This is a genomic window from Streptomyces sp. NPDC007945 (genome assembly GCF_042958885.1).
Lineage (GTDB): Bacteria > Actinomycetota > Actinomycetes > Streptomycetales > Streptomycetaceae > Streptomyces.
The window spans coordinates 349,850-367,262 of sequence record NZ_JBIBJV010000002.1 but is presented as its reverse complement, the minus strand read 5'-3'; the positions used below and the strand labels follow the sequence as shown (position 1 = coordinate 367,262).

16 protein-coding genes are annotated in these 17,413 nt (G+C 72.1%); 10 read left to right on the top strand and 6 right to left on the bottom strand.

From position 1 onward, the window contains the following. Nucleotides 1-27: 27 nt before the first annotated feature. The 5 genes from atpA (at nucleotide 28) to ACFZCF_RS06900 (ending at nucleotide 5,090) form a co-directional block, all read left to right on the top strand. Entirely contained in the window at nucleotides 28-1,626 is a 1,599-nt protein-coding gene (gene atpA, locus ACFZCF_RS06920) for a F0F1 ATP synthase subunit alpha (RefSeq protein WP_189947030.1), read from the top strand. A gap of 20 nt (nucleotides 1,627-1,646) precedes the next feature. Next, nucleotides 1,647-2,564, top strand: a complete 918-nt coding sequence (locus tag ACFZCF_RS06915) for a F0F1 ATP synthase subunit gamma (protein WP_388436288.1) — start codon at nucleotides 1,647-1,649, stop codon at nucleotides 2,562-2,564. Next, entirely contained in the window at nucleotides 2,564-4,006 is a 1,443-nt protein-coding gene (gene atpD / locus ACFZCF_RS06910; protein WP_189947029.1) for a F0F1 ATP synthase subunit beta, read from the top strand. Before ACFZCF_RS06915 ends, atpD begins: the two co-directional genes overlap by 1 nt. A 114-nt stretch (nucleotides 4,007-4,120) precedes the next feature. Then, nucleotides 4,121-4,495, top strand: a complete 375-nt coding sequence (locus ACFZCF_RS06905; RefSeq protein WP_031006240.1) for a F0F1 ATP synthase subunit epsilon — start codon at nucleotides 4,121-4,123, stop codon at nucleotides 4,493-4,495. 148 nt (nucleotides 4,496-4,643) lie between these two features. Continuing rightward, nucleotides 4,644-5,090 carry a DUF2550 domain-containing protein gene (locus tag ACFZCF_RS06900; RefSeq protein ID WP_169087561.1) on the top strand — a complete coding sequence of 149 codons (447 nt, stop codon included), beginning with the start codon at nucleotides 4,644-4,646 and terminating at the stop codon, nucleotides 5,088-5,090. A gap of 68 nt (nucleotides 5,091-5,158) precedes the next feature. Here the strand turns inward: ACFZCF_RS06900 and ACFZCF_RS06895 are convergent, their stop codons facing one another. The 3 genes from ACFZCF_RS06895 to ACFZCF_RS06885 form a co-directional block, all read right to left on the bottom strand. Continuing rightward, nucleotides 5,159-6,919 (bottom strand): glycosyl hydrolase family 18 protein, encoded by a 1,761-nt coding sequence (locus ACFZCF_RS06895; protein WP_391285971.1) that lies wholly within the window; start codon nucleotides 6,917-6,919, stop codon nucleotides 5,159-5,161. 212 nt (nucleotides 6,920-7,131) lie between these two features. Beyond that, the gene (locus tag ACFZCF_RS06890) at nucleotides 7,132-7,773 is read right to left on the bottom strand and encodes a response regulator (RefSeq protein ID WP_388436281.1); all 642 of its coding nucleotides are present in this window, start codon (nucleotides 7,771-7,773) and stop codon (nucleotides 7,132-7,134) included. Beyond that, nucleotides 7,770-8,966, bottom strand: a complete 1,197-nt coding sequence (locus ACFZCF_RS06885) for a sensor histidine kinase (protein ID WP_388436278.1) — start codon at nucleotides 8,964-8,966, stop codon at nucleotides 7,770-7,772. Before ACFZCF_RS06885 ends, ACFZCF_RS06890 begins: the two co-directional genes overlap by 4 nt. 172 nt (nucleotides 8,967-9,138) lie before the next feature. On the opposite strand from ACFZCF_RS06885, the gene ACFZCF_RS06880 reads away from it, so the two are divergent. Next, complete coding sequence (locus ACFZCF_RS06880) at nucleotides 9,139-9,741, top strand: hypothetical protein (RefSeq protein WP_391285132.1); 603 nt, start codon at nucleotides 9,139-9,141, stop codon at nucleotides 9,739-9,741. A 43-nt stretch (nucleotides 9,742-9,784) separates the two neighbouring features. On the opposite strand, the gene ACFZCF_RS06875 is transcribed toward ACFZCF_RS06880, so the two are convergent. Further along, nucleotides 9,785-10,357, bottom strand: a complete 573-nt coding sequence (locus ACFZCF_RS06875) for a cob(I)yrinic acid a,c-diamide adenosyltransferase (RefSeq protein WP_360602096.1) — start codon at nucleotides 10,355-10,357, stop codon at nucleotides 9,785-9,787. A 161-nt stretch (nucleotides 10,358-10,518) separates the two neighbouring features. On the opposite strand from ACFZCF_RS06875, the gene ACFZCF_RS06870 reads away from it, so the two are divergent. From ACFZCF_RS06870 to ACFZCF_RS06860, 3 genes are all read left to right on the top strand, one after another. Further along, nucleotides 10,519-11,367: a 3-hydroxyacyl-CoA dehydrogenase NAD-binding domain-containing protein gene (locus tag ACFZCF_RS06870; RefSeq protein WP_391285129.1), complete on the top strand. Its 849-nt coding sequence runs from the start codon at nucleotides 10,519-10,521 to the stop codon at nucleotides 11,365-11,367. Between the two features lie 127 nt (nucleotides 11,368-11,494). Next, a complete protein-coding gene (locus ACFZCF_RS06865; protein ID WP_169086744.1) occupies nucleotides 11,495-11,818 on the top strand; it encodes an STAS domain-containing protein in 324 nt (107 codons plus the stop codon). A gap of 225 nt (nucleotides 11,819-12,043) precedes the next feature. After that, nucleotides 12,044-14,698, top strand: a complete 2,655-nt coding sequence (locus ACFZCF_RS06860) for an ATP-binding protein (protein ID WP_391285126.1) — start codon at nucleotides 12,044-12,046, stop codon at nucleotides 14,696-14,698. An 80-nt stretch (nucleotides 14,699-14,778) separates the two neighbouring features. Here ACFZCF_RS06860 and nucS read toward each other — a convergent pair whose 3' ends face one another. Continuing rightward, a complete protein-coding gene (gene nucS, locus ACFZCF_RS06855; protein ID WP_388436265.1) occupies nucleotides 14,779-15,459 on the bottom strand; it encodes an endonuclease NucS in 681 nt (226 codons plus the stop codon). 226 nt (nucleotides 15,460-15,685) lie between these two features. Here nucS and ACFZCF_RS06850 point away from each other — a divergent pair, with 226 nt between their 5' ends. After that, nucleotides 15,686-16,078, top strand: coding sequence for an SCO5389 family protein (locus ACFZCF_RS06850; protein ID WP_189947022.1), 393 nt, complete (start codon nucleotides 15,686-15,688; stop codon nucleotides 16,076-16,078). A 129-nt stretch (nucleotides 16,079-16,207) separates the two neighbouring features. Here ACFZCF_RS06850 and ACFZCF_RS06845 read toward each other — a convergent pair whose 3' ends face one another. Then, nucleotides 16,208-17,242, bottom strand: coding sequence for an LLM class flavin-dependent oxidoreductase (locus ACFZCF_RS06845; RefSeq protein ID WP_391285122.1), 1,035 nt, complete (start codon nucleotides 17,240-17,242; stop codon nucleotides 16,208-16,210). Between the last annotated feature and the right edge of the window lie 171 nt (nucleotides 17,243-17,413).

The following is a 17,413-nucleotide window of genomic DNA, read 5'->3' as shown; positions in this document are numbered from 1 at the left end:
GCCCAACAAGGAGAGCAGGGAACCCAGATGGCGGAGCTCACGATCCGGCCGGAGGAGATCCGGGACGCGCTGGAGACCTTCGTCCAGTCGTACCAGCCGGACGCGGCCTCGCGCGAGGAGGTCGGCACGGTCAGCCTGGCCGGTGACGGCATCGCGAAGGTCGAGGGTCTTCCCTCGGCCATGGCGAACGAGCTGCTGAAGTTCGAGGACGGCACCCTCGGTCTCGCGCTGAACCTCGAAGAGCGCGAGATCGGTGCGATCGTTCTCGGTGAGTTCAGCGGCATCGAGGAGGGACAGTCGGTGCAGCGCACCGGCGAGGTCCTCTCCGTCGGCGTCGGTGAGGGATACCTGGGTCGCGTCGTCGACCCGCTCGGCAACCCGATCGACGGTCTCGGCGAGATCGCGACCGAGGGCCGCCGCGCCCTCGAGCTGCAGGCCCCGGGCGTCATGGCCCGTAAGTCGGTCCACGAGCCCATGGAGACCGGCTACAAGGCCGTCGACGCCATGACGCCGGTCGGCCGCGGTCAGCGTCAGCTGATCATCGGCGACCGCCAGACGGGCAAGACCGCCCTGGCCGTCGACACGATCATCAACCAGCGCGACAACTGGCGCTCGGGCGACGTGAACAAGCAGGTCCGCTGCATCTACGTCGCCGTCGGCCAGAAGGGCTCCACCATCGCGTCCGTGCGCGGCGCGCTTGAGGAGGCCGGTGCGCTCGAGTACACGACGATCGTCGCGGCCCCGGCGTCCGACCCGGCCGGCTTCAAGTACCTCGCCCCGTACACCGGCTCGGCCATCGGCCAGCACTGGATGTACCAGGGCAAGCACGTCCTGATCGTCTTCGACGACCTGTCGAAGCAGGCCGACGCCTACCGCGCCGTGTCGCTGCTGCTGCGCCGCCCGCCGGGCCGTGAGGCCTACCCGGGTGACGTCTTCTACCTGCACTCCCGCCTCCTGGAGCGTTGCGCCAAGCTCTCGGACGAGCTGGGTGCCGGCTCGATGACCGGTCTGCCGATCGTCGAGACCAAGGCGAACGACGTCTCGGCGTTCATCCCGACCAACGTCATCTCCATCACCGACGGCCAGTGCTTCCTGGAGTCCGACCTGTTCAACGCCGGCCAGCGTCCGGCCCTGAACGTCGGTATCTCGGTCTCCCGAGTCGGTGGCTCCGCCCAGCACCCGGCCATGAAGCAGATCGCCGGTCGCCTCCGCGTGGACCTCGCCCAGTTCCGTGAGCTGGAGGCCTTCGCGGCCTTCGGTTCCGACCTGGACGCGGCCTCGAAGGCGCAGCTGGAGCGCGGTCAGCGCATGGTCGAGCTGCTCAAGCAGGCTCAGTACCAGCCGATGCCGACCGAGAACCAGGTCGTCTCCGTCTGGGCCGGCACGACCGGCAAGATGGACGACGTCCCGGTCGCCGACATCCGTCGCTTCGAGGCCGAGCTCCTGGCGTACCTCCGCCAGAACCACTCCGGTCTCATGACCTCCATCCGTGAGGGCAAGAAGATGTCGGACGACACCCTGACGGCCGTCGCCGACGCCATCGCGGAGTTCAAGAAGCAGTTCGAGACCTCTGACGGCAAGCTGCTCGGCGAAGACGCCCCGGCCGCCGTCAACGTCTCGAAGTGACGACGGAAGGGACCTGACTCATGGGAGCGCAGCTCCGGGTCTACAAGCGTCGCATCAAATCCGTCACCGCGACGAAGAAGATCACCAAGGCGATGGAGATGATCGCCGCCTCGCGCGTGGTCAAGGCTCAGCGCAAGGTGCAGTCCTCGACCCCGTACGCCACCGAGCTCACCCGCGCGGTGACCGCGGTGGCCACGGGTGCGAACGACAAGCACCCGCTGACCACGGAGGCCGAGAACCCGACCCGTGCCGCGGTACTGCTCCTCGCGAGCGACCGCGGTCTGGCCGGCGCCTTCAACTCCAACGCCATCAAGGCGGCGGAGCAGCTCATCAAGCGCCTGGAGGGCGAGGGCAAGGAGGTCGACGTCTACGCCGTCGGCCGCCGTGGCATCGCGCACTTCAACTTCCGTGAGCGCAAGCTGGCCGGCTCGTGGGCCGGCTTCACGGACGAGCCGACGTACGCGGACGCCAAGAAGATCGGCGCGCCGCTGATCGAGGCGATCGAGAAGGACACGGCCGAGGGTGGTGTGGACGAGCTCCACATCGTCTACACCGAGTTCGTCTCGATGATGACGCAGACGGCGGTCGAGGCCCGGCTGCTGCCCCTCAGCCTCGACGAGGTCGCGAAGGAGGCCGGCGCGTCGGACACGCTCCGCCCGCTGTACGACTTCGAGCCGTCGGCGGAGGACGTCCTGGACGCCCTTCTGCCGCGCTACGTCGAGAGCCGCATCTACAACGCGCTGCTCCAGTCGTCGGCGTCGAAGCACGCCGCGACGCGGCGCGCGATGAAGTCGGCGACCGACAACGCGGGAGACTTGATCAACAACCTCTCCCGACTTGCCAACGCGGCCCGCCAGGCCGAAATCACCCAGGAAATCAGCGAGATCGTCGGTGGCACCGCAGCCCTGGCCGACGCGACCGCGGGGAGTGACAAGTAATGACGACCACTGTTGAGACGGCCGCCGCCACGGGCCGCGTCGCCCGGGTCATCGGCCCGGTCGTCGACGTGGAGTTCCCCGTCGACGCGATGCCGGAGATCTACAACGCCCTCCACGTCGAGGTCGCCGACCCGGCCGAGGACGGCGCCAAGAAGACGCTGACGCTGGAGGTCGCGCAGCACCTCGGCGACGGCGTCGTCCGCGCCATCTCCATGCAGCCCACCGACGGCCTGGTCCGCCAGGCCCCCGTGGTGGACACCGGCGACGGCATCACCGTGCCCGTCGGCGACGTCACCAAGGGCCGCGTGTTCAACACGCTGGGTCAGATCCTGAACGAGCCCGAGGCGGAGTCGGAGGTCAGCGAGCGCTGGTCCATCCACCGCAAGGCCCCGGCGTTCGACCAGCTCGAGTCGAAGACCGAGATGTTCGAGACCGGCCTGAAGGTCGTCGACCTTCTCACCCCGTACGTCAAGGGTGGAAAGATCGGTCTGTTCGGTGGTGCCGGTGTCGGCAAGACCGTTCTGATCCAGGAAATGATCATGCGTGTGGCGAAGCTGCACGACGGTGTCTCCGTGTTCGCCGGTGTCGGTGAGCGCACCCGTGAGGGCAACGACCTCATCCAGGAGATGGAGGAGTCCGGCGTTCTGGACAAGACCGCCCTGGTCTTCGGCCAGATGGACGAGCCCCCGGGCACCCGTCTCCGTGTGGCCCTCGCCGGTCTGACCATGGCGGAGTACTTCCGCGATGTGCAGAAGCAGGACGTGCTGTTCTTCATCGACAACATCTTCCGCTTCACCCAGGCCGGTTCCGAGGTGTCGACCCTGCTCGGCCGCATGCCCTCCGCGGTGGGTTACCAGCCGAACCTGGCCGACGAGATGGGTCTCCTCCAGGAGCGCATCACCTCGACCCGTGGTCACTCGATCACCTCGATGCAGGCGATCTACGTCCCCGCCGACGACCTCACCGACCCGGCGCCGGCGACCACCTTCGCCCACCTCGACGCGACGACGGTTCTCTCCCGTCCGATCTCCGAGAAGGGCATCTACCCGGCCGTGGACCCGCTGGACTCCACGTCCCGGATCCTGGACCCGCGCTACATCGCGCAGGACCACTACGACGCCGCCATGCGCGTCAAGGGCATCCTGCAGAAGTACAAGGACCTCCAGGACATCATCGCGATCCTCGGTATCGACGAGCTCAGCGAGGAGGACAAGCTCGTCGTGCACCGTGCGCGTCGTGTCGAGCGCTTCCTGTCGCAGAACACCCACGCCGCCAAGCAGTTCACCGGTGTGGACGGTTCGGACGTTCCGCTGGACGAGTCGATCGCCGCGTTCAACGCGATCTGCGACGGTGAGTTCGACCACTTCCCGGAGCAGGCCTTCTTCATGTGTGGTGGTCTCGAGGACCTCAAGAAGAACGCCAAGGAGCTCGGCGTCTCCTGAGCCCCGTGCTCGCCCGAGGGGGGCGGGAGCCGTTCCCGCCCCCCTCTCCACGCCCCTTAGAATTGATCCCAACACCCGGCAGCACCGCCGGGTGGTGAACCGAGGAGCCCACCCTTGGCTGCTGAGCTGCACGTCGAGCTGGTCGCCGCGGACCGGAGTGTCTGGTCCGGCGAGGCCACCCTGGTCATCGCGCGTACCACCTCCGGCGACATCGGCGTCATGCCCGGTCACCAGCCGCTGCTCGGTGTGCTGGAGTCGGGCCCGGTGACCATCCGCACGAGCGAGGGCGCCACCGTCGTGGCCGCCGTCCACGGTGGTTTCATCTCCTTCGCCGACGACAAGCTGTCGCTGCTCGCGGAGATCGCCGAGCTGGCGGACGAGATCGACGCCCAGCGTGCCGAGCGCGCGCTGGAGCGGGCCAAGTCGGACGAGGACGCCGCCGCCGAGCGGCGCGCCGAGGTCCGGCTGCGCGCGGTAGCGGTCCGCTAGCGGACCGGATACCGAAGAGTAGTGCCCTCAGCCGCGGCACGGCTGGAATGTTCCAGACCGTGCCGCGGCTGAGGCGATGCAGATGCAGGTTGTATTCGGTTGAGGCCGGCGGCGCCGGTCACGGGACGCGGCGAGGAGGTCGGTGAAGATGTTCCTCGCGTTGCTCGTGTGCGGCCTGGTCGTCGCACTGGTGTTGATCGGGCTCTTCGTCTTCGGCTTGCGCCGACGGCTGATCCAGCGCGCCGGCGGCACCTTCGACTGTTCGCTGCGCTGGGACGTCCCGGAGGAGCCGGATCTGTCCGGCAAGGGCTGGGTGTACGGAGTGGCCCGGTACAGCGGTGACGAGATCGCCTGGTTCCGGGTCTTCTCGTACGCGCCCCGGCCGCGCCGTTTCCTGGAGCGCTCGGCCATCGTGGCCCTGGAGCGCCGGATGCCGGAGGGCGAGGAGGAGCTGGCGCTCCTCTCCGACTCGGTGATCCAGCCCTGCATGTACAACGGCGTCCGGCTCGAACTCGCGATGAGCGAGGACGCCCGGACGGGCTTCATGGCCTGGCTGGAGGCGGCGCCTCCCGGCCAGCGGGTGAACGTGGCGTAGGTACCGCGCGTACGGAAGCGGGGGACGGTGTGCTGCACCGTCCCCCGCTTCGTCGTACCGGTGGCCCGTTAGCTCAGGCCGCCGTTGATCGCGGAGACCAGCTCTCCGTTGGTGGTGTCACCGCTGAACTCCCAGAAGAACGCGCCGCCGAGGCCCTGGTTCTTGGCCCAGCCCATCTTGGAGGTGACGGTGGCGGGGGTGTCGTAGCTCCACCAGTTGGTGCCGCAGTGGGCGTAGGCGGTGCCGGCGACGGTGCCGGTGGACGGGCAGGAGCTCTTGAGGATCTTGTAGTCCTCGATGCCCTGCTCGTAGGTGCCCTGCGCCGGGCCGGTCGCCGTGCCGCCGGGGGCGGACTGGGTGACGCCGGTCCAGCCGCGGCCGTAGAAGCCGATGCCGAGCAGCAGCTTGTTGGCCGGGACGCCCTTGGCCTTGAACTTGGCGATCGCCTCTGCGGAGTTGAAGCCCGCCTGCGGGATGCCGGCGTACGAGGTCAGCGGGGAGTGCGGGGCGGTCGGGCCCTTGGCCTCCCAGGCGCCGAAGAAGTCGTACGTCATCACGTTGAGCCAGTCGTAGTACGGCGCGGCGCCCGCGTAGTCGGCGGCGTCGATCTTGCCGCCGGCGGAGGCGTCGGCCGTGACGGCCGCGGTGACCAGGTTGTTGGCGCCGAACTTGGCGCGCATGGCCTGCATCATGTTCTTGAAGGACGCGGCGCCGCTGGTGTCGCAGGTGAGACCGCAGGCGTTCGGGTACTCCCAGTCCAGGTCGATGCCGTCGAAGACGTCGGCCCAGCGCGGGTCCTCGACCAGGTCGTAGCAGGACTGCGCGAAGGCGGCCGGGTTCTGGACGGCCTGGCCGAAGCCGCCGGACCAGGTCCATCCGCCGAAGGACCAGAGGATCTTGATGTTCGGGTAGGCCTTCTTCAGCTTGCGCAGCTGGTTGAAGTTGCCGCGCAGCGGCTGGTCCCAGGTGTCGGCGACGCCGTCGACGGACTGGTCGGCGGTGTAGGCCTTGTCGTAGTCGGCGTAGGCGTCGCCGATGGTGCACTTGCCGCCCTGCACGTTGCCGAAGGCGTAGTTGATGTGCGTGATCTTGGACGCGGAGCCCGAGGTCACGATGTTCTTCACGTGGTAGTTGCGGCCGTAGACGCCCCAGTTGGTGAAGTAGCCCATCTTCACGGCGTTCGGGACGGGCTGGCCGCCGCCTCCGCCGGTGGTGCGGACCGCGACGGGGCCGGCGGAGGGGCCGGTCTGGTCGGCGGTGTCGCGGGCGACGACGGTGTAGCTGTAGTCGGTGCCGGCGGTGAGGCCCTGGTCCGTGTAGGTGAGGCCCGTGGTGGTGGTCACCTTGGTGCCGTCGCGCAGGACGTCGTAGTTCTTGACGCCCTTGTCGTCGGTGGCCGCGCCCCAGCTGAGCTTCACCGAGGTGTCGGTGACGTTCGAGGCGGTCGGGGTGCCGGGGGCCGAGGGCGGGGTGTCGCCCGGCTGCTGGGTGCCGTCGCAGGAGGCGCCGTTGATCTTACAGCCGGAGGGGGCGCCGGAGCCGGTGCCGTTGTAGCCGAAGGAGACGGAGGCTCCGGGGGCCAGGGTGCCGTTCCAGCCGACGTTCTTGGCGGTCCAGTGGTTGCCGCTGTTGGTGACGGTGGCGTCCCACGCGGAGGTGACCTTGGTGCCGGAGGGGTAGTCCCACTCCAGGTTCCAGGAGGAGATGGTGGTGGTGCCGGTGTTCTTGATGGTCCAGTTGGCGCCGAAACCGGTGCCCCAGTCCTGGGTCTTGGTATAGGTGGCGGTGACCGAGGTGGCGGCCTCCGCGGGGGAGGCGAGGCCGACCATCGCGGCGAGGGGGAGGGCCAGGGCCGTCAGGCCGGCGGCGGCCTTCGCCTTGAGTCCTCTTCGGCGCGTCGGTGCTTGAGTGCTCAACGGTGCTCCTCAAGTAGCGGACGTTCGGGGTGGGGGTGGTCCGTGGAGAGTTGCGCGCGCCCCGCGAGCGTAGGAAGGTCTGGACCAATCGTCAAGAGGTCCAGACCAACGTCGGCCCGCTTCCCTCAGAGACCCAACTCCCGCGCCAGCACCGCCGCTTGCACCCGGCTCCGCAACCCCAGCTTCCCCAGCACCTTGCTGACGTGCGTCTTCACCGTCGCCTCCGCCATGTCCAGACGCACCGCGACCTCCGCGTTCGACAGACCCGCGCCCAGCGCCGACAGCACCTCCCGCTCCCGGGGCGTCAGCCCGTCGAGGACCGCCGGATCCCTCGGCACCGGCGGAGCGGGGGAGGCGAACTCGGCGATCAGCCGCCGCGTCACCGCCGGCGCGATCAACCCTTCGCCGCGCGCCACCGTCCGCACCGCCTCGATCAGCTCCCGCGCCTCCGCGTTCTTCAGCAGGAAGCCCGAGGCCCCCGCGCGCAGCGCCCCGAAGACGTACTCGTCCAGATCGAAGGTGGTCAGCACCAGCACGTCCGCGAGCCCCTCGGCCACCACCCGCCGGGTCGCCGTCACCCCGTCCATCCGGGGCATCTGCACGTCCATCAGCACCAGATCGGGACGCAGCTCCCGGGCCAGCTCCACCGCCCGCTCGCCGTCCTCCGCCTCCCCGACCACCTCGATGTCCGGCGCGCTGCCCAGGATCAGCACCAACCCGGCCCGTACCGCGCTCTGGTCCTCGGCCACCACCACCCGCACCGTCATGCCCGCTCCTCCTCGCCCGCTCCCACGGGCAGCTCCGCCCGCACCCGCCACACCTCGCCGCCCCCGCCGTCCGCCACCGGGCCGGCCTCCAGCGCCCCGCCGAGGAGCGCCACCCGCTCCCGCATCCCCACGAGCCCCGCGCCCGAGCCCGGCGCGCGCGGCCCCGGCCGCTCCCCGTACGGACTCGTCACCGTCACCCGCAGCGCCCCGTCCGACCGGGCGAGCGCCACCCGCACCTCGCCGGGCACCGCGTGCTTGAGCGCGTTCGTCAGCGCCTCCTGCACGATCCGGTACGCGGCCAGCTCCACCGGCGCCGGAAGCCCGGGACCGTCCCGCCGCGCGTCGTCCAGCACGAAACGCAGGCCGCTCGCCGTGCCGTTGGCGCCCGCCTGCGCCACCAGCGCGTCCAGCCCCGCCAGCGAGGCCGTCGCCGCCGGCTCGGTCTCCGCGCCGCTCTCCCGGAGCAGCCCGATCAGCCGCCGCATCTCCGCGAGTCCCGCCACGCTGTTCTCCCGGATCACCGTCAGCGCCTGCCGGGTGGTGCCGGGATCGTCGAGGGAGAGCGCCGCCGTCGAGTGGATCGCGATCGCCGACAGGTGGTTGGCCACCACGTCGTGCAACTCCCGCGCCATCCGCGCCCGTTCCGCCGCCACCGCCTGCGTCCGGTCCATCTCGGCCAGCAGCGCGGTCTGTTCGGCACGCAGCCGGGCGGCCACCGCCGCCTCCCGGTGGTTGCGCACGATCGAACCGGTGACGGCCGGCAGGAAGGAGACCATGCCGGTGATGACGCCGACCAGCAGCGCGATCGCGTTCTGCCACCAGACCAGGAACGCCGCCGTGGTCGCGACCGTCACCAGCGCCGTCGTGTAGGGGATGCGGCGGGCCTGCGCCGGGGTGCCGTAGACGACCGCCGCGTAGACGACGTCCGTGAACATCAGGACCGTGGCCAGGTTCCCGTTGGTGAACTGGTCGGCCGCGATGGCCGACGTGCCCAGGAGCAGCGCCGTCCGCGGGGCCGCCCGGCGCAGCGCCTCCGCCGCGGCCATCACCGACAGCGGGACGAGCGCCGCCCACCGCTGGTCGAGGACGCGGTCGCCGGTCGTGTACAGCCCGTACGACCAGAGCAGCACGCCGACGGACAGACCGGCGAGGGCGATGAGCACGTCGTCGCGGTGCGGGCGGGGGAGGATCACGTACCCATCCAACACGCCCCGTGGCCCCAGGACGTCGACGTCAGGGCCGATCCGGGCCCGCCCGCGCCTCCGTCGAAGGATGTAGGCGGGTTTCCTCACCCGCGACGACGAAGCGGGCCCTCCCGCACGGGACGCTGGGAGGGACCCGACGGGGGAAGGAAAGGGGAAGCCCGTGATCGTCACCATGATCGTGGTCTGCGAGGTGGGGTTCTGGGTGCTGCTGGCCGCCGGACTCGGCGCCCGCTACCTGCTGCGCAGGCCGAGACTGGGCGCGGCGCTGCTGCTGTGCGAGCCGCTCCTGGAGGTCCTGCTCCTGGTCGTCTCCGCGATCGACCTCAGGAACGGCGCCGAGCCCAGCTGGCGGCACGGGCTCGCCGCGATCTACATCGGCTACACCGTCGGGCACGGGCACCGCACCGTGAAGTGGCTCGACGGCCACGCCGCGCACCGCTTCGGCGGCGCCCCGCCGCCCCCGAAGCCGCCCCGCCACGGCATGGCCCGCGCCCGCCACGAGGGCCGGATCTGGCTCGGCACGCTGGTCGCCGGCTCCGTCGCCTCCGCGCTGCTCCTCGCCGCCGTCTGGTACGTCGGCGACGCCGGCGACACCGCGAAGCTGGAGGCCTCGATCGGCGGCGTCTGGCGCGCCGTCGGCATCCACGGTCTGATCGCCCTCAGCTACACGGTCTGGCCGAAGAAGGCCCCGGCCGGCGAACCGGAGAAGCCCTCGGTGCTCCCCGCCCGCGACCAGAAGCACGCCGCCGACCGCTTGCCCTAGCGCTCCCCGCCCGCGACCAGAAGCACGCCGCCGACCGCTTGCCCTAGCGCTCCCCGCCCGGGACCCAGAGCACGTCGCCGACCTCCTTGTTGGCCACCCGCGCCAGGATGAAGAGCAGGTCCGACAGCCGGTTGAGGTAGGTGGCCGTCAGCGGGTTCATCGTCTCGCCGTGGACCTCCAGGGCCGCCCACGTCGAGCGCTCGGCGCGGCGGACCACCGTGCACGCCTGGTGCAGCAGCGCCGCGCCGGGCGTGCCGCCGGGCAGGATGAAGGAGCGCAGCTTCTCCAGCTCCTCCAGGAAGCGGTCGCAGTCCGCCTCCAGCTTGTCGACGTAGTACTGCTCCACCCGCAGCGGCGGGTACTCGGGGTTCTCGACCACCGGCGTCGCGAGGTCGGCGCCGACGTCGAAGAGGTCGTTCTGGACGCGGGTGAGGACCGTGACGACCTCCTCCTCCAGATGCCCGAGGGCGAGCGCCGTGCCGATGACGGCGTTGGCCTCGTTGGCGTCCGCGTAGGCCGCGATCCTGAGGTCGGTCTTGGCGGTGCGGCTCATGTCGCCCAGGGCCGTGGTGCCCTGGTCGCCGGTGCGGGTGTAGATGCGCGTCAGATTGACCATGGCCCCAGCCTAGTGACGCCCCCGCCCGCCGCGCCTGTCGCGAGTGTGACGTCCGTCAAAGAGAGCGTGACGCGCATTACTTCGCGGTCACACGGCGCCCCCGGCCCGCTAATCTCCGCCGGAGAGAGCCAGAAGTGAACAGGTGCAGAGGGGTGGAATTCGTGGCTGGGAAGCTCGCCGTCATCGGGGCCGGACTCATGGGATCCGGTATCGCGCAGGTCTCCGCGCAGGCCGGCTGGGACGTGGCCCTGCGGGACGTCACCGACGCGGCGCTGACCCGCGGCACCGACGGCATCAAGGCCTCGTACGAGAAGTTCGTCGCGAAGGGCCGGCTGGACGCCGCAGAGGCGGAGGCCGCCCTCGGCCGGATCACCACCACCACGGAGCTCGACGCGGTCGCCGACGCCGACATCGTCGTCGAGGCCGTCTTCGAGAAGATCGAGGTCAAGCACGAGATCTTCCGCTCCCTCGACAAGATCGCCAAGGACGGCGCGGTCCTCGCCTCCAACACCTCCGCCATCCCGATCACCAAGATCGCCGCGGTGACGGAGCGCCCCGAGGCCGTCGTCGGCGTCCACTTCTTCTCGCCGGTCCCGATGATGCAGCTCGTCGAGCTCGTCCGCGGCTACAAGACCAGCGACGAGACCCTCGCCGCCGCCCGCTCCTTCGCCGAGTCGGTCGGCAAGACCTGCATCGTCGTCAACCGCGACGTCGCCGGCTTCGTCACCACCCGCCTGATCTCCGCCCTCGTCGTCGAGGCCGCCAAGCTGTACGAGTCGGGCGTCGCCACCGCCGAGGACATCGACATCGCCTGCAAGCTCGGCTTCGGCCACGCGATGGGCCCGCTCGCCACCGCGGACCTGACCGGCGTCGACATCCTGGTGAACGCCACGAGCAACATCTACACGGAGTCCCAGGACGAGAAGTTCGCGCCGCCGGAGCTGATGCGCCGGATGGTGGACGCGGGTGACATCGGCCGCAAGAGCGGGCAGGGCTTCTACAGGTACTGAGCCGCGTCCGCCACACGGCCTCACTCCATGGAGTGAATTCAGGTATCGGTTCGACGACAGGGCGCAACGTATCCGCCGAGGCGGCAGTCAGTTGTTTGCGAAGACGGAGCATTCCCGGGGAGCGACTATGCACATCAGGGGCGACCATGCCGAGCTGGTCGTCGGGGGCCGCCTCGACGTCCGGAGCGCGGCGGACGCCCGTACGGTCCTGCACACGGCCGTCGACGACGGCGTCGGCGACCTCGTGCTGGACCTGACCGGACTCGACTCCTGGGACGCCACCGGCCTCGGCGTGATCATGGGCGCCCACCGACGGGCCGGCCGCTGCGGCCGCCGGCTCGTCCTGCGCGGGGTGCCGCCGCAGATGCAGCGGCTCCTCGTCGCCACCCGCCTCCACCGCATCCTCGCCATCGAGGGCGGCCTCGTCGTGGAGTCCCTGCCCCGGGTCTGAACGGACGGTGCGCGGGCGGCCGGTGGACGAACGCCGCCCCGCCGTCTGTGAAGCCGCCGTGAGAAACAGGCGTCACGCTCAATCCTCACAAGACCATGACGTCTTGGTCTCCACGGCACCCCGGCTGTTCCCGGGCGCCCGGCGACCGTCTAGGGTTCGGTCGCCCGCACCCGACGACGGACCCACCCGGCGGGCTCCGCACCACCGCTCTTGGGGGCTTTGACCATGGACCCGATACACCGGGGGCCGGACGAGTCCGGTCACGACACCGCGGCCGAGGACGCCCGCCCCGCCCAGTCCACCGCCCTGCCCGACCGTGCCGCCGCGGCACCCGCCCGGGCCCGCGTCACCCGGATCGTCTCCGGAGGGCTGCTCCTCACCGTCAACCCCGTCGACGGCAGCGAGATCGAGCCCTGCCCGCCGGGCGAGACGCCCCCGCCGGCCCGCCGCCGCACCCCCGAGGAGCGCGCCGAGGCCGACCGCGCCGCCGCCGCGGCCGTGCCGCCCGGCCCAGCCGCCCCCGAACTCCCCCTCCTCGAACGCGAGGAGCAGCGCGCCCGGCTCACCGAGACCCTCACCCGGGGCCGCTCGGCCCGCCTCACCGGCCCCGACGGCGCCGGCCGCACGGCTCTCCTCGACGTCGTCGCCGCCGACTGCGCGGATCTCGCCCCCGACGGCGTCGTCCGCCTCTCCGGCCACCACCGCACCGGCGGCGAACTCCTCCACGAGCTGCGCGCCGCCGTCCTGCACGCCCCCGGCCACCGGCCCGACGGCGACGGACTGCGCGCCGACCTCGCCACCGTCGGCGCCGTCGTGGTCGTCGACGACCTGGAGTTCGGCGGCGCAGCCCTCGACGAACTCCTCGCCGCCGCCCCCGAGTGCGCCTTCCTCCTCGCCGCCGCCCCCGGCGTCCTTGCCCCCTCGGCCGAGGCCCGGATCGAGGAGGTCGCCCTGCCCGGCCTCGGCCGCGCCGCCTCCCTCGCCCTCCTGGAGGCCGCCGTCGGCCGCCGCCTCACCGAGGAGGAGGCCAACTGGGCCGGCGACCTCTGGTTCGAGTCGGAGGGACTGCCGCTCCGCTTCGTCCAGGCCGGCGCCCTGCTCCGACAGCGCGACCGGCTGCGCGTCACCCCCGCCGAGTTCGACGCCTTCGGCGCCCTGGAGGAGGCCTTCGGCCCGTCCGGTACGGCCCCGGGGGCGGGCACCGGCGGCACCGCGCCCGCCCCGGACCCGTACGAGAACCCCGACGTCGAACTCCACGAGGTGCCGCTGCCCAGCCTCGGCGAGGGCGCCGCCCCCGCCGCGCTGCTCGCCTCCCGGCTCAGCCGCTCCGCCCAGACCACCCTCCGCTTCGCCGTCGCCCTCGGCGGCGAACTCCCGCACCACGCCCACCTCCCCGCGCTCGTCGGCGACACCCACGCCGACGCCGCCCTCGGCGAGCTGCGCGCCTGCGGACTCCTCAGCCCCGTCGGCTCCCGGCACCGGCTCGCCGGCGGCGTCCTCACCCAGCTCCTCGCCCACGGCTACGGCCACGACACCGCCGACCGCCTCCACACCGCCGCCCAGCACTACGCCTGGTGGGCCGGCCACCCCTCGGTGGGCCCCGAGCGGGCCGCCGCCGAGTCCGACGCCCTGCTCGCCGCGCTCGGCGGCCTCCTCGGAGACGGCGCCGGCACCGGCGAGGAGGCCGCCGAGCGGCGCGCCACCGCGGTCGCCCTCGCCCGCACCGCCGCCCCCGCCTTCGCCGCGGGCCTCCACTGGGGAGCCTGGGAGCGGGCGCTGCGCGCCGGCCAGGAGGCCGCCCGGCTTGCCGGGGACGTCGCCGAGGAGGCGTACTTCCACCACGAGCTCGGCGTCCTCGCGATCTGCGGCGGCAACCTCGCCCGCGCCCGCGCCGAGCTGGAGGCCTCCATCGGGCTGCGCGGCGCCCTCGCCGACAAGCGCGGCACCGTCGCCGGCCGCCGGGCCCTCGCCCTCGTCGCCGACCTCGGCCGCGAGCGGGAGCCCGCCACGGCCGCGCTGCCGGCCCGTACCGACTCGCCCGCCCGCGGCCTGCCCGTCGCGCGGCCCACGGCCACGGCCCCGGTTCCGCGGACGCCCGTGGAGCCGGCCACCGAGGTGCTGCCGCCGGTCGCGACGACCGCGGCCGCCACCCCTCCCGCGTTCCCGGCCTTCCCCGGCCGCGCCGACGTCACCGGCAAGGGCCCCGCGGTCACCGCCGCTTCGCCCGCCGCCAGGGCCGAGCCGGCCCGCAAGGGGCTCAAGGCGGTCGTCCTCGACGGCACCCGGCGCAACCTCGCCGCCGTCGGTGCCGGCGCGCTCCTCGTCGCCGTCCTCGGCACGGTCGTCACCCTCGGCGCCACCTCGGGCAACGACGACGCCCCCACCTCCGGCACCGTCAGCACCGACAGCACCGCCGACGCGGGCGTCGACGAGCTGCCCGACACCGGCGACGGCGCCCCCGCCGACGGCGAGCCCGGCGGCGGCCCCGCCGCGACCGGCATCCCGACCGCCTCCGGCTCGCCCGGTCCCACCAGCTCCGGTGCGACCCCCTCGCCGACCGCCACGGACCCCTCGGCGACCGGCTCCCCCTCGACCTCCTCCTCCGGCACACCGGCCCCGTCGACGACGAGCGCCCCGGGGACGACGAGCCCGCCGACGACGACCTCGGGACCGACGAGCACGAGCCCCGGCCCGACCCGGACCACGACGACGCGGCCGACGTTCCCGACCTCCTCCGCGCCTCCGCCGCCGACGCAGACGCCGACGCCCACGACGGCGCCGCCGACCACCACCTCGGCGCCCCCGGAGCCGACCGACACGGCCACCACCAGCCAGGCCGCCGGCTCCAGCAGCGCCTCCGAGCCGCCCGCCGGGGGCTGAGGGCCCACGGAAAGGGGACGGCCCCGGGCGCTCACCGCGCCCGGGGCCGTCCCCTTCGCCGCATCGGCCGGAGCCGTACGTCAGAACAGCCGCAGCTTGTCGTCCTCGATGCCGCGCAGGGCGTTGTAGTCGAGCACCACGCAGCCGATCCCGCGGTCCGTCGCCAGGACCCGGGCCTGCGGCTTGATCTCCTGCGCCGCGAATACGCCCTTCACGGGCGCGAGGTGCGGGTCGCGGTTGAGCAGCTCCAGATAGCGGGTGAGCTGCTCGACGCCGTCGATCTCGCCGCGCCGCTTGATCTCGACCGCGACCGTCGCGCCGTCCGCGTCCCGGCAGAGGATGTCGACGGGGCCGATCGCCGTCGGGTACTCGCGGCGGATCAGCGTCCACCCCTCGCCCAGCGTCTCGATGCGGTCGGCGAGCAGCTCCTGGAGGTGCGCCTCGACGCCGTCCTTGATGAGACCCGGGTCGACGCCCAGTTCGTGGGACGAGTCGTGGAGGATCTCCTCCATCGTGATGATCAGTTTCTCGCCCGCTTTGTTGATCACGGTCCAGACGCCCGCGCCACCGTCGTTGCTCTCGGGGCCCTCCTTGAGCGTGCACGGCGGCGACATCCAGTTGAGCGGTTTGTACGCCCGGTCGTCCGCGTGGATCGAGACGCTGCCGTCGGCCTTGATCAGGATGAGACGGGGGGCGGAGGGCAGGTGGGCCGTGAGCCGGCCCGCGTAGTCCACGGAGCAACGGGCAATGACGAGACGCATGGTCGGCAACGCTACAAGAGGAGCGCCCTTCTACGCGATTCGGGTACCGGCATGAGCCGAACACCCGTCGGTTATCGGCCTGTTGTGCGCCCATTCTCCTGGTGCGGGCAGCACCGCGCGCTTACCGTGGATGCTGGAGGTCGTCGTCCGTGCACGCTGCGTGGCGAACGTCGCCTTCGGCCCTGCCCGCACAGACCCCGTCCGCGGGGTCGCGAGAGGAGAACCCATGTCGCTCGACGTCTCACCGGCACTGTTGGAACAGGCCGAGCGAGGCGAGGTCGACGAAGCCGCCTTCGTCGACTGCGTCCGGACCTCCCTGCCCTTCGCGTGGGAGATGATCAGTTCTCTGGTGGCCCAGCTGGAGGTGGAAGGCGGAGAGTTCGCCGACAACCAGACGCCGCCGCCGAACGAGCAGGCACGTGGTCAGCTGCTGCGCGCGCTGGCGAGCGACGCGATCCGCGGTGCGCTCCAGCGTCACTTCGGAGTGCGTCTGGCCTTCCAGAACTGCCACCGCGTGGCGGTCTTCCCGCAGGACCCGGCGGTGGACGAGCGGCTCGCCCGCTTCACCTCCGTACGGGCCCAGCTGCTCAACCAGTCGCCCGAGCTCCGCGACTGCTGAGGCCCGACCGTCGTCACCGGGAACCGCCGGGACTCGAACGCCGCCGCTCCGCGTCGCGCGATCCGCGATCGGTGCGTGCCGACACGCACCGTCCCGCGGGGACGCGGGGGCGGCGGCGGGTCCCGGTGCTCAGGCCAGCCGGGGGAGGACCTCGGCGCCGAGCCGCCGCAGGTTCTCCTCGGTCGCCGCGAGGTCGCCGGAACCCTCGGCGAGCAGCGCGAAGCGGGTGATGCCGGTGCGCTCGGAAGTCGCCGCGAGGCGGTCCGCCGCGAGCGACGGGGTGCCGACCGGATGCAGCGAACACAGCAGCTCGGTGTACGCCACCGGGTCCCGCATCGCGCGGTGCCGGCCGTCCACCGTCACATGCGCGTCCAGCCCCTGCTTCAGCCAGCCCGGCATCGCCTTCACCAGGGCCTCCACCGCGTCCCCGGTCCGGTCCGCGAGCTGCGTCACCCCCGCGGAGACGTGGCCGGCCCCGATCCGCGCGACCTCGTCCGGGTCCCGCCCGGACTCCCGCGCCCAGCGCGCCCAGGCCGCGGTCATCTCCGCCTTCTCCTCGTCGCCGCAGTGCATGCCCAGCAGCATCGGCAGGCCGCGCTCGGCGGCCAGCCGGACGCTCTTCGGCGAGGTGCAGGCCACGACCACCTCCGGCGCGGGCTCGCCGCCGATGAGCTCGTCGGCCCGGGGCACCACCGCCACCTCGCGGAAGGAGAACCGCTCGCCGGAGGCGCCCACCCGGGGCTCGGTCAGCCAGCGCAGAAGCAGGTCGAGGGCCTCGGGGAAGCCGTGCTCGTACGCCTCCAGACCCGCGCCGAACACCTCCAGGTCCACCCACGGACCGCCGCGCCCGACCCCGAGGGTGAACCTGCCACCGGAGGCGATGTGCAGCAGTGCCGCCTGCTCGCCCAGGGCGACCGGATGGACGCTCGGCAGCACGCTCACCGCCGTCCCCACCCGCAGCCGCCGGGTGCGGCCCAGGAGCAGCGCCGCCAGCGTCACCGCCGAGGGGCAGACGCCGTACGGCACGAAGTGGTGCTCGGCCAGCCAGACCGCGTCCAGGTCCGCCTCCTCGGCCACCTCGGCGGTCCGCACCGCCCGGTGCAGCGCCTCTCCCTGGCCCTGGCCCGGAAACTGCGCCGCCAGAACGAACGTTCCCACCCGCATCGCCTTCTGCCTCCTCGCGGCCGACGCGTCACTGACCCTCGTACCGGCACCAACGCCTGACACGTGCCAAAGGCAACGGCCTCGCGTGAAGTTCTTGCGATTTTCGGCCTGGGGGCCGGGACCGGGCCTCCAGGCACCGCGTCGCGGCCCGTAGGCTTGAGGGAACGGTCC

Bases quoted from the DNA above. Each gene is read 5' to 3' on its own strand.
- atpA (WP_189947030.1), top strand. From the start codon at position 28: ATGGCGGAGCTCACGATCCGGCCGGAGGAGATCCGGGACGCGCTGGAG.
- ACFZCF_RS06915 (WP_388436288.1), top strand. From the start codon at position 1,647: ATGGGAGCGCAGCTCCGGGTCTACAAGCGTCGCATCAAATCCGTCACC.
- atpD (WP_189947029.1), top strand. From the start codon at position 2,564: ATGACGACCACTGTTGAGACGGCCGCCGCCACGGGCCGCGTCGCCCGG.
- ACFZCF_RS06900 (WP_169087561.1), top strand. From the start codon at position 4,644: ATGTTCCTCGCGTTGCTCGTGTGCGGCCTGGTCGTCGCACTGGTGTTG.
- ACFZCF_RS06895 (WP_391285971.1), bottom strand. From the start codon at position 6,919: ATGGTCGGCCTCGCCTCCCCCGCGGAGGCCGCCACCTCGGTCACCGCC.
- ACFZCF_RS06890 (WP_388436281.1), bottom strand. From the start codon at position 7,773: ATGACGGTGCGGGTGGTGGTGGCCGAGGACCAGAGCGCGGTACGGGCC.
- ACFZCF_RS06875 (WP_360602096.1), bottom strand. From the start codon at position 10,357: ATGGTCAATCTGACGCGCATCTACACCCGCACCGGCGACCAGGGCACC.
- ACFZCF_RS06865 (WP_169086744.1), top strand. From the start codon at position 11,495: ATGCACATCAGGGGCGACCATGCCGAGCTGGTCGTCGGGGGCCGCCTC.
- ACFZCF_RS06860 (WP_391285126.1), top strand. From the start codon at position 12,044: ATGGACCCGATACACCGGGGGCCGGACGAGTCCGGTCACGACACCGCG.
- nucS (WP_388436265.1), bottom strand. From the start codon at position 15,459: ATGCGTCTCGTCATTGCCCGTTGCTCCGTGGACTACGCGGGCCGGCTC.
- ACFZCF_RS06850 (WP_189947022.1), top strand. From the start codon at position 15,686: ATGTCGCTCGACGTCTCACCGGCACTGTTGGAACAGGCCGAGCGAGGC.
- ACFZCF_RS06845 (WP_391285122.1), bottom strand. From the start codon at position 17,242: ATGCGGGTGGGAACGTTCGTTCTGGCGGCGCAGTTTCCGGGCCAGGGC.